We start from the raw sequence: 15,176 nt of genomic DNA, 5'->3' as shown, positions 1-15,176 counted from the left end.
TTCACTTGCCAGCATCTGGCGAAAACCGGAAAGTAAGGCGGAACCTGAGCTGATGTCCGGAAACGGCCAATCCGATCCATTTGCCGAACAGCGCCTGCGCATGTGCGAGGAGCAGTTGGTCAGTCGCGGCATTCGCGATCCGCAAGTGTTGGCTGCGATGCAGAAAGTTCCTCGACACGAATTTCTCCCTCCCAAGTATCGCGACCAGGCATATGGAGACCATCCCATTCCGATCGGCGAGGGGCAGACCATCTCCCAACCTTATATCGTGGCCGTCATGCTTCAGATGCTAGCCCTTAGGCCAGTTCACACCGTGTTGGAAGTGGGAACAGGGTCCGGGTATCAGACGGCGCTGTTGGCTGAAATTGCTTCACGGGTCTTCACCATCGAACGACACGCGTCCCTCGCCGGTGTGGCTCGCTCAACCTTGACGCAGCTAGGGTACGCCAACGTTACTCTCCAGATTGGAGATGGCAGCCAGGGGCTGGAGGCTTTCGCGCCCTTCGATGCCATTATTGTTTCCGCAGCTTCGCCCCATGTGCCGCCTGCTCTTTTGTCCCAATTACGCGAAGACGGCCGCATGGTGGTGCCCGTGGGCAATTCACAAGCCCAGGAACTGCAGCTTGTCCGCAAGCAGAACGGCTCGCCTGTGGTGACTGCAACGGAGGGCTGCCGCTTTGTCCCGCTGGTGGGGTCACAAGGTTTTCCCTCGGGATGGTGACCGGCGATTCTCGTTTGGCTTTCACGCACTTCTGTTGTTTCTTCAGAAAACGTTTGAGCTCACATTCACATCTAGTCTATCGGTTCATAGTTAGCTAGGAGGAAAGACAATGATGCGGAGAAAGCGATATTGGCTTTTGTTGCTGCTGGTTGGCGCGATGGCGCTGCCCTTGCTGGCACAGAGCACGAACAGCACACCCGCGATGGGTAACACTCAAGATGCCAGGAGCACCGGGGGTGGAAAATACGATCAGCAGATCCAAAGTGATATCAACAAGTACCTCCAAGGTCGTAGCCAATTTCAGGGAGTTCACGCCACGGTCGAGGACGGTGTAGTCACCCTCACCGGGAATGTTAACCGGCTGATTGACAAACTGGACGCCGAGAAGAAGGCCCACAGTATTGACCACGTACAGGGCGTTCGAGACGAAATCCAGGTGCAGAGCAATGTTTCCGACGACGACTTGCGAAAAAAACTGGCGGAAAGGTTGCGCTACGATCGCGTCGGGTACGGGGTCGCCTATAACGCTTTATCCATTGACGTTCAGAACGGAATCGTGACCGTGAGCGGTTCGGTGCACGATTATCCCAGCCGCGATTCCGCGCTGGCGATTATCGAGACCACACCCGGGGTAAAGGGTGTGATTGACAACATCACGGTGCAACCGACATCACCCTTCGATGACGACTTGCGCATCCGGCTGGCCCAAGCCATTTACGGCCACCCGGCCCTGCAGAGGTACGCCATGGATCCACAGGCTCCAATTCGCATTGTGGTTGAGAACGGACATGTAACGCTCTATGGCGTGGTGGATAGCCAGATGGACAAACAAATCGCCGAGACCCAGGCCAAATCTGTGCCCGGCGTCTTCAGCGTGGATGACAAACTGGTAGTTGCGGGAGAAAACAAACAGAAGTAAGGCGGCGATTCGATCAAGGGCACGGCACACTCTGCCGTGCCCTTTTTTGCTACCATCTTCAAATGCCTCACACCTTCACAACCTCGTATCTCGAGGATTCGTTTGCCGTTTTCGGGTATTACAAGAAACTCGCCGAGCGGGCCATGGAGCAGATCACCGACGAACAGTTGTTCGCAGTGCAAGACAATGAGATGAATTCCATCGCGATCATAGTGAAGCACATGGTCGGGAACATGCGATCACGCTGGACAGACTTTCTCAACAGTGATGGAGAGAAGCCGGACCGCAACCGCGACAGCGAGTTTGTAGATCCGCCAGCAACTCGTGAAGACGTTATGAAACTCTGGGCAGAGGGTTGGGGCTTGCTCTTTGCAGCGCTACGGCCACTCTCGGATGCGGATTTGGGTCGCAAGATCACCATCCGCGGCGAGGCACATTCGGTGATGCAAGCCATTAACCGCCAGATCGCCCATTATGCCTATCATGTCGGGCAGATTGTGTTTCTGTGCAAACATTTTCAAAGCGCCCAATGGAAATCATTAACTGTGCCACGCAACAAATCCGCTGCTTTCAATGCTAAAGTGCTGGCGGGGGAAGCCAGCCAGCGCTAGCGATCGCCACTTGCTCGCGCGGATCGCATTTACCGCTCAATAAATTAGAATCTTCTTGTGCCCGCCTTTCGGAATCTGCGAACCACACTGGAGATGATCAAGTGGGAGCACTCGGTGTTTGCGCTTCCATTTGCGTTGTGCGGGGCAATGCTGGCGGCAAGGGGATGGCCGGCCGGCCGGCAACTCGGCTGGATTGTGGTCGCCATGGTAGCGGCGCGCTCAGCAGCCATGGCATTCAATCGCTTGGCTGACGCTAATCTCGATTCCATTAATCCGCGCACCCAGACTCGCGCTTTGCCGGCAGGCACTCTCTCTCGCGGTTTCGTGAGCGGATTTGTGCTGCTCTCCTGTACCGTCTTCGTGGTAGCCGCGTCGCAACTCAACCGCCTGGCGCTACTGCTCTCACCGGTGGCGCTGGCGGTGCTGCTTTTGTATTCCTATACCAAGCGCTTCACCCGCTGGTCGCACTTGGTGCTCGGGTTCGCCCTGGGAATTGCGCCGGCCGCGGCCTGGATTGCGGTACGCAACTCGCTCGATCCTAGAATTCTGTTGCTTACCGCAGCTGTGACCTTCTGGGTAGGCGGTTTCGACGTGCTCTACGCCTGCCAGGATTACGATTTCGATCTGCGCCATGGGCTGCACTCAATTCCTCGCTATGTGGGAATCCGCCGCGCTCTCCTGCTGGCGCGACTGTTTCACTTTGCAATGCTGTTGTTATTGGTGGCGCTGATCTGGGCTTTTCATCTGGGGGTGGTTGCGGCTCTAGGCGTCATCGCTGTTGGTCTGTTGCTCGGCTACGAGCACTCGCTGGTTTCTTCGGATGACCTCAGCAAGCTGAATGCTGCGTTCTTCACCATGAATGGCGCGATCTCGGTGGTGTTCTTCCTTTTCATTGCCGCGGACGTGCTACGCCGGCGCTAGCTGTGCCTAGGACCTGCCGTGCGATATCATAGTTGCGTGGCTCCTGCGCAAGCGCTTCCGGCACACGCCTTTCAGACTGACGATCCGCGGCTGAATTCCATCGCGGAAAAAGTGCTCAATCGCCAGCGGCTCGATAGTGACGACGCGCTCACGCTGTATCGTTCTTCCGACATTTTGGCCATTGGTTGGCTAGCCAATCACGTGCGTGAGCGATTGCACGGCGACCATACTTACTTCAACGTTAACCGCCATATCAATCCTACGAACGTATGTGTGGCGGCATGCCGTTTGTGCGCCTTTGGCCGCAAGAAAGACGCGCCAGGCGCCTACACCATGGCGCTCGAGGAAGCCTGGCAGACGGCCGCTTCCGGCTATAGCGAGGCGGTAACAGAATTTCACATCGTCGGTGGGCTCCATCCCGACCTGCCGTTCCAGTATTTTCTCGATCTGGTGTCTGGCCTCAAGCAGCGCTTTCCCAACGTTCACCTGAAAGCCTTCACGATGGTGGAGGTTGCCTACCTTGCCAAGCGCGCCAAGCTCTCTATCCGCGAAACGCTGCAGCAATTGAAGACAGCGGGCGTGGATTCACTCCCCGGGGGTGGCGCTGAGATCTTCGCCGACCGCATTCGCCACATTATCTGCGACCACAAGATTGATGGCGACCAGTGGCTGGAAACTGCGCGAACAGCACACCAGCTGGGGTTGCGGTCCAACGCCACCATGCTCTATGGGCACGTGGAAAACGACGAAGACCGGGTTGACCACTTGCTGAAACTGCGTGCTCTGCAGGATGACACTGGAGGATTCCAAACCTTCATTCCTCTGGCATTCCATCCTCCCAATACCGCACTTGAGCATCTGCCCGCGACAACCGGAATGCTCGACATCCGCCAAATTGCTATCGGCCGCTTGGTGCTCGACAACTTCCCCCACATCAAGGCCTACTGGCAGATGCTGACCCCGCGGATAGCGCAGATCTCGCTGCGATTTGGCGCCGACGATCTCGATGGCACCGTGATCGAGGAGAAGATCTATCACGACGCTGGCGCCACTACGCCGCAAGGCCTGCGCCGCCAAGATCTGATTCGTCTGATTCGCGAAGCCGGGCGTACTCCCGTGGAGCGCGACACTCTGTATAGGCCGGTGGAGCGGACAGAGACCTCGGTGACGGTTGCCGTCTAGAGCAATCTATTAACCACCCCGCTTTTTTCCCTGCGCTCCCGATTTAGCACTCTATCCCAGCTCCGAAAAGCAACTTGTGACTTCTTACGCGCTTCTACAGAGACAGGTGTAAAATCCCAATTGCAGGGACTTCAGCAACACGGGTCCTCCACCCGTCTTCGAGGCTGCATGAACGTCCACGTCAGTTACAAGGTTAATAAGACTCCCGATATCGAAAAAGAAATTAATCACCACGTCGAGAAGCTGCAGAAAAGATTGCAGGTGTTCCGCCCCGAGCTCGTGCACTTGAAGGGAGTCATAGAGCACAACTCTGTCCGCGAGGGTTTTATTGTTTCGCTCAACCTGCGCTTGCCTTCGGGCCAAATGGCGGTCCAGCAGAGTGCCCCAGTAGCGACGGCAGCCCTGAAGTCGGCGTTCGACGACCTGCTCCAGCAGCTCACCAAGCACAAGGACCATCTCCGCAGCCATCATAAGTTTCCTCGTTGGCGCGGGCGCGAGGAACGTAGCCGGCGCGAGCCGGAAGTGCCATTTGAGCAGACGGTAGCGGCGGTTCAGCCGCCGATGGTTTCGCCAGAGGACATCAGGAGCTACATTGACGTTAATCTCGACAATCTGAAGAGCTTTGTCGAGCGCGAATTGCGTTATCGGGAGAGTGCTGGCCAGCTGCGGCCGGATTCACTCAAGGTAGAGGAAGTTATTGATGAAGCCATAGCTGACGCTCTGGGAGAGGGCATTGAAAAACCGGAGCGGCTGGCGCTCGAGCCATGGCTTTACCGGTTGGCGATCCGCGCCATTGATCGCCTTTCTCGCCGAACCAGAGACGGATCGGAAGATGTTCCCCTTGAGCACTCTCTGCGGTCCCAGAACATCCTCGCGAGTGACGAGCCATTATTGGAATTTCACCAGCCCGATGAGCAGCTACTGGCAGAAGATGTCATCCCCGATCCGCGGATCGCTACCCCCGAAGATGTGGCCGCCTCTGACGAGATGATTACATTGGTGGAATCGGCCCTCTTGAGCGCAGCTCCCCCGGACCGGGAAGCATTTATTCTCTATGCCATCGAGGGTTTCACCGTGGACGAGATTGCTGCCATTACAGACCGCAAGCCGGAAGAAGTGCGTGCTTCTATTCTTGCCGCTCGCGAGCACCTGAAGAAATCGCTACCTATCCCCAACGAGTTCAAAGATTTGTTGCTGCAGCACTCCAAGATTGCATAGCATCCGTCCATTCGGAGATAAGGAATGATCCGTCGCGAAGACATCCGTGAGTTGGCACAGTTTGAGTCAAAGCAAGGTTGCGCTCTTAGTTTCTACTTTCAGCCGCAAACACCGCAAAACAAATCGCACCGTGAAGAGGCCATACTGGCGAAGGACCTAGTGCAGAACGCGCTCCGCGAGGCAGGGAAGGACGGTAAACACCGTTGTGCGCGCGCCGATCTGGACCGAATTATCCAGGTTGCGGAAGCACTGCAGAACGATCATTCCCATGCGAAGGCGGTATTTGCATCTTCTGAGCAGGGATTCTGGCGCGAGTTCGATCTCCCGCCCCTGCTTTCGGGGAGCAGCCTTGCCCTGAACCGGCGCTTCCATCTGCGGCCGCTAGCGCGGGTGCTCAGCAATCTTTCGCATGCATGCGTGGCCTTGGTGGACCGCCAACTGGCGCGATTCTTTGAACTGTCGTCGGATGAGATCGAAGAACGTAAAGACATCAAGGACAACCTGCCTCGCAGACGTAGTGACGGGTTCGCAGGGTACGACGCCGGCCACATCGAACGCCATGTGGAGCACGAGGCCATGCATCACTTCAAGAACGTTGCTGAGCGATTGAAGGCGCTATACGACATTGGGACATGCGAGAACTTCATCATTGGCTGCCGTGACGAGACCTGGCCGGAGATCGAACCGCATCTGCATCCGTATGTCCGTGAGCATCTGGTAGGACGCTTTGCCGCAGATACTGCAACCGCGACGCTTGAGGAAGTACGGGATCGGGCCAGCGAAGTCTTTACTGATCACCGTAACACCTATCGCGAAGCCGCGATCCGCGAGGCGATTGGCGAAGCCCGTCGCGATGGGCGCGGCGCGGTCGGATTGCGGCATGTGTTGAACTCACTGGAGATGGGAGAAGTGCAGACCCTGTTGTTGGGTGATAAATTCCAAGCGCCCGGTTCCGAGTGTACCAATTGCGGGCATCTCGATTTCCATCCCGGGCCCAATTGCGCGATCTGCGACCATCCAACCAGCGAATTGAGCGACATTTCCGATGCCCTGGTCGGCAAGGCGGTGCGCAATCGCATCGGGATCATCTACGTTGAACAGGACCCGGAGTTCGAGAAAGTCGGCCACATCGCGGCGTTGTTACGCTTCCGCGCCGACCAAAACACTAATCTGAAACAAGCCGGCGATTGAAAAAGCACTCGCGCTCCAGCGAAAACCGCACTGGAAACCTCCAACTGAACCCGCCCCACTGGCGACTTCCCATTCGCCCTGATATGCTTCTGCGTTTTCCGCTCAGGAGGGCTCATGTCCATCTCGCGACGGGATTTCATTGCCACCACTGCATTAGGAGCCGTTGCTCTCAGCGCTGAAGCCAAACAAATCGCAAAGGGTCAGCCCTCGGCTGCCGGCGCCCAGAAGGTCGCGAAAAAGCCAGTGTTGGTCTGCGCCGCCAACGGATTTAACTACCTCGACGATGGATACAAGATCCTCAGCAGCGGCGGCGACACGCTGGAAGCCGCATTGCGCGTAGTGAAGGGGCCCGAAGACGACCCCAACGATCAGAGCGTCGGCCTGGGCGGCCTGCCGAACGAAGAAGGTGTGGTTGAGCTCGACTCATGCTGCATGCACGGGCCGACGCGACGTGCTGGGTCGGTGGGCGGAGTCCGCGAAATCAAGAATGTTTCGCTGGTCGCGCGCGGCGTGATGGAGCACACCGGCCACGTGATGCTCGTGGGCGAGGGCGCGCAGAAGTTTGCAGTCGCGCTGGGATTTCCTCGCGAGAACCTGCTCACGGAGCCTTCGCGGAAAACCTGGCTGCTATGGAAAGAGTTTAATTCAGAGCGCGACTGGTGGGGCCCAGGCTTGGCGGATCGGCGCTGGCGGCCACCGGAGCAAAAGCAGGCGGCTTCCTGGTCGGCTCCGCCGATCTCCGCGATTCAGCAAAAGATACAGAAGCTGGAGCAGATCGCTGCAGAGTTGGGCATTGCGCCCGACCATCGCATGCGTGCGATCCGGCAAGTCTTGTTCCCGCCAACCGGCACGATCCATTGCTCCGCATTAAACGAGAAAGGTGAAATGTCCGGCACCACCACAACCAGCGGCCTCTCTTGGAAGCTTCCGGGACGCTGTGGCGACTCGCCCATCATAGGCGCGGGCTGCTATACCGACCAGGACGTGGGCTCTGCGGGCGCGACCGGCAGTGGGGAAGAAAACATTAAAGTCGCCGGTGCGCACACCATTATCGAGAACATGCGCCATGGGATGTCGCCGTTTGATGCCGGCATGGACGCGCTCAAGCGCATTGTTCGCAATTACAACAATGACATGACCCGGCTGCGTTTTGTGGACATGGTCTACTACATTTTGCGAAAGGATGGGGCCTACGCAGGTGTCTCGCTTTGGACTGGCTACGAGCCTGGGAAACCCCACAAGATCGCAATTCATGATGGGACGAAACGGCTGGAGCAAACCGTGGCCGTGTTTAATGGCGCATCGCAGGAATGGCCGCCCATGCCGGAGATCCCCAAATAGACGCTTTGGAATAGACGTGTTGGAAAAAGACGAGGCGTCAACCACGCCGCGGGCACGCTATCGGCAGAGCTGCTCTAGCCGCTGAGGATGATCTAAGCGAACCTGATTTTGATGTCCGGCTTATTCTCCAGGTGAATGCTGTCTACAAACCGTACTTTCCCCGTAGCCTTGGTGACGATCAATGACGACGTTCGCGTGCCCTCTCCAAAGAAGCGCACTCCGCGCATCAGCGAACCGTCAGTCACGCCGGTGGCAGCGAAGATGATCTGCTTTCCAGGAGCCAGCTCTTCGGCTTTGTAGATTTTGTTCTTGTCCTTGATGCCCATCTTGGCGATGCGTGCCTCAAGTTCCGGCGTGTTAATGATCAACCGCCCCAGCATGTAGCCGTTCAAACAACGCAAGGCCGCAGCCGTAAGCACGCCTTCGGGTGCACCACCAGAGCCCATTACGACGTGGACGCCAGTCCCGATCACCGCGGCAGCAATACCCGCCGAGAGGTCGCCATCGCCGATCAAGCGGATGCGCGCGCCCGCCGCGCGAATATCGGAAATCAGTTTCTCGTGGCGAGGCCGGTCGAGTACCACGACCACCAGATCATCAACATCTCGGTTGAGTCGCTTGGCAATACTCTGAAGATTCTCTTTAACCGGCGCATCCAGGTCCACAGCACCATGACAAGAGGGTCCGACCACAATCTTGTCCATGTAGCAGTCAGGAGCATTCAGCAGCCCGCCCCGCTCAGAAGCCGCCAGCACCGTAATTGCCCCCGGCTGGCCGGTCGCACATAAGTTCGTGCCCTCCAGCGGATCCACCGCAATATCCACTTCCGGGACGCCAAACCCTCCGGGAAACTCAGCCCCAACATTTTCGCCGATATAGAGCATGGGGGCTTCATCGCGCTCGCCCTCGCCGATAACGATGGTGCCGCGCATCGGCACCGTATCCATGGTCTTTCGCATGGCCTCAACCGCAACCTGGTCCGAAAGATGGCGATCTCCTTTTCCCATGGTCCGGGCGGAAGCAATTGCGGCCTTTTCCACCACGCGCAGGAATTCCAGGGCCAGGTCGCTCTCCAGATTGTGACCATAGCTCTTGGCGAGCGCCTTCGGGTTAGTTGTTACCTGAGTAGCCATGATTGCCTCCACTGCTAGTATGCTCCGCCGATTGGCGCAAAGCATCGCGCATCATGCGCCTTTGGATGCACCCTGGTCAAGGCGAGCAGCTCTGCCCCCTGGGCCACGCGTTCGGCGGCAAAATGCAGAATTCCGACGACAGCAATCCACTTTTCTGCTTTACACTGGAGTATCCCATTTGAGATATTTGATTGTGGAAGCCCACTCTATTGTCGTCCTTGATTTCGGAGCCCAATACTCGCAACTGATTGCGCGCCGCATCCGCGAACAAAATATTTTTTCGGTGGTTCTTCCCTGTAATTCTTCGCTAGAAGAGATTCGCCGTTACTCGCCTGCAGGAATTATTCTCTCCGGCGGCCCCTCGTCCGTGTATGACCAAGACGCACCCGCCGCCGATCAACGTGTCTTCAGCATGGGTGTGCCGGTGCTGGGCATCTGTTATGGGCTGCAATACATGGTTCACAAGCTGGGAGGTAAGGTGCGGCCCGCGGCTAAGCGCGAGTATGGCCATGCCAATGTGGAACTGCAGAATGGCTCGCGACTCTTTGAGGGACTGCCCAAAGCGATGGCCGTCTGGATGTCGCACGGCGATGAAGCCGTCGAATTGCCCGCGGGCTTCCATCTGACGGCGAAGTCCCCCAATGCGGTGGCGGCAATCGAAAATCCAGAGCAGAAATGGTGGGCTGTGCAATTCCACCCGGAGGTACACCACACCCGTCTGGGAAACGAGATCCTGCGCAATTTCGCGCTCAACATTTGTGCTGCCCAGCCGACCTGGACAGGGCAGCGCTTTATAGAGGACAGCATCGAAGAAGTCCGCAAGAGGGTGGGCCCCACAGGTCGCGCCATCTGCGCTCTGTCCGGAGGGGTTGATTCCTCGGTGGCGGCCACACTGGTACACCGGGCTATAGGCGACCGACTCACCTGCGTTTTCGTCAACAATGGGGTGCTGCGCAAGAACGAGTTTCAAAAGGTACAGCAGAACCTGCGTGACAAGCTTGGGCTGCACTTGGTTGCGGTGGATGCCTCCGAGCGTTTCCTCTCCAAGCTGGCGGGGGTGACCGATCCGGAGAAAAAGCGGCGCATCATCGGCAACGAATTTATCGCAGTCTTCGACGAGGAAGCTGACCGCATCAGGCATGAACACAGCCACGTAGAGTTCTTAGTTCAAGGAACGCTTTATCCAGATGTGATCGAATCCCGGTCCGTGCGCGGGCCCTCGCAGACCATCAAGACCCATCACAACGTCGGCGGCCTGCCGGAGAAGATGAAGCTCAAACTTATCGAACCTTTAAAGGATTTGTTTAAGGATGAAGTCCGCAAAATCGGCCGCGATCTTGGCATGCCAGAGGAAATCCTTCAGCGGCAGCCATTCCCCGGGCCAGGTTTGGCCGTGCGCATTGTCGGCGAAGTTACCCCGGAGCGTATTGCTATTCTTCAGGAGGCCGACGACATTGTTGTCACGGAGATTAAAAACGCCGGACTCTACCATAAGATCTGGCAATCTTTCGCGGTGCTCCTACCGGTGATGTCTGTGGGCGTCATGGGCGATCAACGAACATACGCATACACTTGCGCGATCCGTGCGGTACACTCCGAAGATGGCATGACTGCCGACTGGGTGCCGCTCCCGCATGAAGTCCTGAAGACCATCTCCAGCCGATTGGTGAACGAAGTCAAAGGTATCAACCGCGTGGTTTACGACATTACCTCCAAACCGCCAGGCACGATTGAGTGGGAGTAGCAGCTTAGTTGTCGAGAGCTAACCTTCAACCCACTCCTCGCAATGCCGCGTACAAGTTTCCGTAAGTTTGCCTAACTCCCTGTGCAAAAAGGTACCAAGGAATCGGGCAAAAAAAATTCTCAGACGCGGGCAACACCACTCGCCCTCTATAGTCATCAAAGTTGACAAGAACTGGCCGAAGTCCCGGGGGCGAAGTGTGAAATCTAGAATTAGCCGCAAGATCAACCCTCCCAAACCGTCTCCGACGGCTTCGCCCCAACTCGATGCCGGCGTAGAGCTCACACCACTGGACAAAGGAATGATGCAGATCCAAACCTTTGGGGAAAACACTGCGGACGTGCAGCGTTATTTGCGTTGGGCGGACCAGGCGCTCAAGACAGATAAGACCGACACGCCGGCGCCACCGCAGCAAGATGTGCCCAAGCAAGCGGCATAATGGGGGTTGCCGTAACGATGCACCGTCCTCTTGGGAATGGGGTGTAGGGGAACCCCCTTGCATGGTGGGATACAATTCTGAGTAGCAGAACATGAGTCGAAAGAAAGTCTTATCAATCGTGTACAGCGCCAACATGCTGGAGCTCCGGCGCATGGTGCTTGAGCAGGCGGGCTATACGGTGATCTCCGTGCAAGGCAGCCGGGAGGTGTTTGCGCTCCAGCCTCCCTTAGATTTTGACGCAGTAATAGTGGGCCATGCCGCGCCCCGCCAGGAAATAGAAGCCATGCTGGCATGGGTGAAGGTCAACATGCCTCACGCGCGCATCGTCGCTTTGCAGTCCGCCAACTCAGAACGCTTCCAGCTGGCCGATTTTTGTGCCGACCCTTACGAGCCCGAACAATGGGTGAATACCGTAAGCCAGGCAGTCGCCTGATTCAGGTAACGCGTAAGCCTTGAAGGCACTGATCCAGTCTTATAGCAACGTGAAACCACGCGCCGCAGCGGCGCTGGACTCCGGAGATAGGCACTCAGATGGTCTCCCGACCCTACGCTCTCTTGGCGCGCTTCTATGATCAACTGATGCCTGGGGTGCCGGAGATGAACCGCCACGCCAGGCAGAAGATCCTAGGCAAAATTCTGCCCAAGCTGCAGTCTGTTTGTGACTTGGGCTGCGGGACCGGCGCCACCGCTGTGGACTTTGCGCAGAGGGGGAAAAAAGTTTACGCCGTAGATGTTTCCTCGGGGATGTGCGCAGTGGCACGGGATCGGCTGCGAAAAAATGGCCTATCCGGGCGCGTACTGCACGGGGACATGCGAAATTTTCGGTTGCCTCAGCCAGTGGACCTGGTGACATGCGAGTTTGCAGCGATCAATCATCTGACCCGGAAAAGCGAGTTGGGGCGTGTTTTCCATTCCGTTTGGCGAGCGCTGAATCCTGGCGGATTCTTCTACTTTGATCTGAACAGCGAGCTTGCCTTTGCGCCATTGCCGGAGATGGCACACTGTTTCGAGTCGCCCGAGTTCCTTTGCGTACTTCGCGGCCAGTTGGACAAGCGCCGTGGCATCGGGACGGTGACCCTGGACTGGTTCATACCTATGGGCACGTTCTGGCGCCGCCACAAAGAGCGCATACCGCACATCTGGTGGTCGGACGCGGAAATTCGGCGCGAACTCAAAGCTGCGGGGTTCCGCAACATTCGCTTCTTTGATGGCGTGCAAGTGCGTCCACCCTCGCCCGACAATCACCCTGGGTACGATCTCTATTATTTGTCGCAGAAGTAAAAAGGCCCGCTTTTTGCGGGCCCCTGCTGCTTACTGGTGGGCGGTCGTACTTGGCGGCTCAGGCGGAATCGGCGCCATGGTCTGATCCCCGGTAACCCCAATTTCTGGTAGTGGCCGCTCCAGAGCCAGCTGCAGGACTTGGTCCATGGCATCCACAAACTTGAGCTTCATGGCCTTGCGCAGGTTTTCGGGTACATCCGGCAGGTCTTTTTCGTTGTCCTTGGGAAGAAGGACTTCAAACAACCCGGCGCGATGTGCTGCCAGCAACTTTTCTTTCAAGCCGCCGATAGGAAGAACTTTGCCGCGCAGCGTAATTTCCCCGGTCATGGCCAGATCGCGCCGCACTGGGATACCGCTGAGCGCACTGGCAATTGCGGTAGCGATGGTGATGCCGGCCGATGGCCCATCCTTGGGGATGGCGCCTTCAGGGACGTGCACGTGAATGTCGAGGTTGCGGTAGAACTCGCGGGGCAGTCCGAGACGGGCGGCACGCGAGCGAATGTACGACATGGCGGCCTGGGCCGACTCTTGCATTACGTCGCCTAATTTGCCGGTGAGCAGAAGCTTGCCCTTGCCATCAACTACCGTCACTTCGGTGCTAAGGATGGAACCGCCCACTTCGGTCCAAGCGAGCCCATTCACTAGTCCGACTTCGTTGCGCTCGTGGACCGCGGTGTCGCGGAACTTGGCGACCCCGAGGAAGTCCCCTACATTGTCGCCATCAATGCTGATGCGGTAGTCGAGACCCTCTTTCACTACTTTGCGGGCCACTTTGCGGCCGATGTTGCCGATTTCGCGCTCCAGATTGCGCACACCGGCTTCGCGGGTATAGTGACGAATCACGTTGGTAAGAGCGTCGTCCGTGAAGGTGATGTTCTTTTCCGTCAATCCGGCCTGCTCGCGCTGCTTGCGAACCAGGAACTGCTTGGCGATCTCCATTTTCTCTGGTTCGGTGTAACCGTGCAGCCGCAACACCTCCATACGATCCTGAAGGGCTGGCGGAATCGTATGCATGACGTTGGCGGTAGCGATGAAGAAGACCTGGGAAAGATCGTATTCCACATCGAGATAATGGTCCACGAACATGAAATTCTGTTCCGGGTCGAGTACCTCCAGCAGCGCCGACGAGGGGTCGCCGCGGAAGTCCATGGACATCTTGTCCACTTCGTCCAGCATGAAGACCGGGTTCTTCGTACCCGCCTTCTTCATCATCTGAATAATCTGACCTGGTAAGGCGCCAATGTAGGTGCGGCGATGACCACGGATTTCAGCTTCATCGCGTACTCCACCCAGAGACATGCGCACGAACTTCCGTCCCGTGGCCTTGGCGATGGACATTCCCAGGGACGTCTTGCCTACTCCCGGAGGTCCAACAAAGCACAAAATCGATCCCTTGGGATTCTTGACCAGTTGCCGGACGGCGAGAAACTCAAGGATGCGTTCTTTGATTTTCTCCAGACCATAATGATCTTCGTTGAGCACTTTCTCGGCACGCGAAATGTTGCGAATTTCTTTGGAGCGCTTCTTCCATGGCACTGCCAGCAGCCAATCCAGGTAATTACGCGAGACCGTGGACTCGGCCGACATAGGGGGCATGGCTTCCAGTTTCTTGAGCTCCTGAAGCGCCTTGTCGTGAACTTCCTTGGGCATCCCGGCGGCATCAACTTTCTTCTTGAGCTCGTCAAACTCGCTCTTCTCGCCCCGGCCTAATTCCTTCTGGATGGCCTTAATCTTCTCGTTCAGGTAGTACTCTTTTTGCGCCCGCTCCATCTGCCGCTTTACGCGCGATTGGATGGTGCGGTCCATGTTCAGTTTTTCGATCTCGATGTCCAGCACATCGGCAATGCGGTTCAGGCGCTCGGCGGGATCGAAAATCTCCAGAAGCTCCTGCTTTTCCTCGATAGAGAGCTGAAGGTTGGCGGCGATGGTATCCGTCAGCTTGGCCGGATCTTCCATGCGCACCGCTGCGATCATGGTTTCGTAATTCAGTGACTGGCAGAGCTTCACATACTGCTCGAAGAGGGAGGTGACCCGCTGCATGCCAGTTTCCATCTGCGGATTAACCTCGGCGGTGTAACGCGCCAGGCGGACGCTGGCCTGCATGTAACCTTCAGTGTCGGTGATTTGTAGGATTTTGCCGCGCTCGATGCCCTCTACCAGCACTTTGATATTGCCGTCAGGAAGCTTGAGGCTCTGTACGATATTGACGACCGTCCCTACCTGGTAAATCTCATTCGCTTTGGGCTCGTCTACGCTGGCATCGTGCTGGGTAGCAAGAAAGATCTTCTTGTCGGCCGCAAGCGCCTCTTCTAAGGCGCGGACGCTGGACTCGCGGCCCACCACGAACGGGGTCATCATGTACGGGAAGATGACCACGTCCCGAATGGGCATCATGGGTAGCTTTCTGCTCTCAAACTTCTCGCGGCTGGTCGTCACCTTGGGTTCGGATCCTTTCATTCTAGGGTCTTAGATGCTGCT

General features: G+C 57.1%; 14 protein-coding genes. 12 read left to right on the top strand and 2 right to left on the bottom strand.

Annotated elements, in window-relative coordinates; all coding sequences use genetic code 11:
* Positions 1-52 precede the first annotated feature (52 nt).
* The 8 genes from VFA76_10275 (at position 53) to VFA76_10240 (ending at position 8,104) form a co-directional block, all read left to right on the top strand.
* Positions 53-721 carry a protein-L-isoaspartate(D-aspartate) O-methyltransferase gene (locus VFA76_10275; GenBank protein HZR32221.1) on the top strand — a complete coding sequence of 223 codons (669 nt, stop codon included), beginning with the start codon at positions 53-55 and terminating at the stop codon, positions 719-721.
* A 109-nt stretch (positions 722-830) separates the two neighbouring features.
* Entirely contained in the window at positions 831-1,640 is an 810-nt protein-coding gene (locus VFA76_10270) for a BON domain-containing protein (protein HZR32220.1), read from the top strand.
* 62 nt (positions 1,641-1,702) lie between these two features.
* On the top strand, positions 1,703-2,251 hold the full coding sequence (locus tag VFA76_10265) for a DUF1572 domain-containing protein (protein ID HZR32219.1): 549 nt from the start codon (positions 1,703-1,705) through the stop codon (positions 2,249-2,251).
* Positions 2,252-2,308: 57 nt separating this feature from the next.
* Positions 2,309-3,172 (top strand): UbiA-like polyprenyltransferase, encoded by an 864-nt coding sequence (locus VFA76_10260; protein HZR32218.1) that lies wholly within the window; start codon positions 2,309-2,311, stop codon positions 3,170-3,172.
* 36 nt (positions 3,173-3,208) lie between these two features.
* Positions 3,209-4,354: an aminofutalosine synthase MqnE gene (gene mqnE, locus VFA76_10255; GenBank protein HZR32217.1), complete on the top strand. Its 1,146-nt coding sequence runs from the start codon at positions 3,209-3,211 to the stop codon at positions 4,352-4,354.
* 168 nt (positions 4,355-4,522) lie between these two features.
* The gene (locus tag VFA76_10250; protein HZR32216.1) at positions 4,523-5,572 is read left to right on the top strand and encodes a sigma factor-like helix-turn-helix DNA-binding protein; all 1,050 of its coding nucleotides are present in this window, start codon (positions 4,523-4,525) and stop codon (positions 5,570-5,572) included.
* Positions 5,573-5,596: 24 nt separating this feature from the next.
* The gene (locus VFA76_10245; protein HZR32215.1) at positions 5,597-6,763 is read left to right on the top strand and encodes a hypothetical protein; all 1,167 of its coding nucleotides are present in this window, start codon (positions 5,597-5,599) and stop codon (positions 6,761-6,763) included.
* Positions 6,764-6,877: 114 nt separating this feature from the next.
* On the top strand, positions 6,878-8,104 hold the full coding sequence (locus VFA76_10240) for a N(4)-(beta-N-acetylglucosaminyl)-L-asparaginase (GenBank protein ID HZR32214.1): 1,227 nt from the start codon (positions 6,878-6,880) through the stop codon (positions 8,102-8,104).
* A gap of 92 nt (positions 8,105-8,196) precedes the next feature.
* On the opposite strand, the gene glpX is transcribed toward VFA76_10240, so the two are convergent.
* Positions 8,197-9,237, bottom strand: coding sequence for a class II fructose-bisphosphatase (gene glpX / locus VFA76_10235; protein HZR32213.1), 1,041 nt, complete (start codon positions 9,235-9,237; stop codon positions 8,197-8,199).
* 193 nt (positions 9,238-9,430) lie between these two features.
* Here glpX and guaA point away from each other — a divergent pair, with 193 nt between their 5' ends.
* From guaA to VFA76_10215, 4 genes are all read left to right on the top strand, one after another.
* A complete protein-coding gene (gene guaA / locus VFA76_10230; GenBank protein HZR32212.1) occupies positions 9,431-10,981 on the top strand; it encodes a glutamine-hydrolyzing GMP synthase in 1,551 nt (516 codons plus the stop codon).
* Between the two features lie 196 nt (positions 10,982-11,177).
* Positions 11,178-11,417, top strand: a complete 240-nt coding sequence (locus VFA76_10225; GenBank protein HZR32211.1) for a hypothetical protein — start codon at positions 11,178-11,180, stop codon at positions 11,415-11,417.
* A 91-nt stretch (positions 11,418-11,508) separates the two neighbouring features.
* The gene (locus VFA76_10220) at positions 11,509-11,850 is read left to right on the top strand and encodes a hypothetical protein (GenBank protein ID HZR32210.1); all 342 of its coding nucleotides are present in this window, start codon (positions 11,509-11,511) and stop codon (positions 11,848-11,850) included.
* Between the two features lie 98 nt (positions 11,851-11,948).
* On the top strand, positions 11,949-12,698 hold the full coding sequence (locus tag VFA76_10215) for a methyltransferase domain-containing protein (GenBank protein HZR32209.1): 750 nt from the start codon (positions 11,949-11,951) through the stop codon (positions 12,696-12,698).
* Positions 12,699-12,728: 30 nt separating this feature from the next.
* Here VFA76_10215 and lon read toward each other — a convergent pair whose 3' ends face one another.
* Entirely contained in the window at positions 12,729-15,155 is a 2,427-nt protein-coding gene (gene lon, locus VFA76_10210; protein HZR32208.1) for an endopeptidase La, read from the bottom strand.
* Positions 15,156-15,176: the final 21 nt, after the last annotated feature.

It is taken from the genome of Terriglobales bacterium (assembly GCA_035651655.1).
Taxonomy (GTDB): domain Bacteria; phylum Acidobacteriota; class Terriglobia; order Terriglobales; family Acidobacteriaceae; genus DASRFG01.
This window is presented reverse-complemented; position numbering and strand designations above follow the sequence as displayed.

Bases quoted from the DNA above. Each gene is read 5' to 3' on its own strand.
- lon (HZR32208.1), bottom strand. From the start codon at position 15,155: ATGAAAGGATCCGAACCCAAGGTGACGACCAGCCGCGAGAAGTTTGAG.
- VFA76_10265 (HZR32219.1), top strand. From the start codon at position 1,703: ATGCCTCACACCTTCACAACCTCGTATCTCGAGGATTCGTTTGCCGTT.
- VFA76_10220 (HZR32210.1), top strand. From the start codon at position 11,509: ATGAGTCGAAAGAAAGTCTTATCAATCGTGTACAGCGCCAACATGCTG.
- VFA76_10250 (HZR32216.1), top strand. From the start codon at position 4,523: ATGAACGTCCACGTCAGTTACAAGGTTAATAAGACTCCCGATATCGAA.
- VFA76_10240 (HZR32214.1), top strand. From the start codon at position 6,878: ATGTCCATCTCGCGACGGGATTTCATTGCCACCACTGCATTAGGAGCC.
- glpX (HZR32213.1), bottom strand. From the start codon at position 9,237: ATGGCTACTCAGGTAACAACTAACCCGAAGGCGCTCGCCAAGAGCTAT.
- VFA76_10215 (HZR32209.1), top strand. From the start codon at position 11,949: ATGGTCTCCCGACCCTACGCTCTCTTGGCGCGCTTCTATGATCAACTG.
- VFA76_10245 (HZR32215.1), top strand. From the start codon at position 5,597: ATGATCCGTCGCGAAGACATCCGTGAGTTGGCACAGTTTGAGTCAAAG.
- VFA76_10275 (HZR32221.1), top strand. From the start codon at position 53: ATGTCCGGAAACGGCCAATCCGATCCATTTGCCGAACAGCGCCTGCGC.
- VFA76_10270 (HZR32220.1), top strand. From the start codon at position 831: ATGATGCGGAGAAAGCGATATTGGCTTTTGTTGCTGCTGGTTGGCGCG.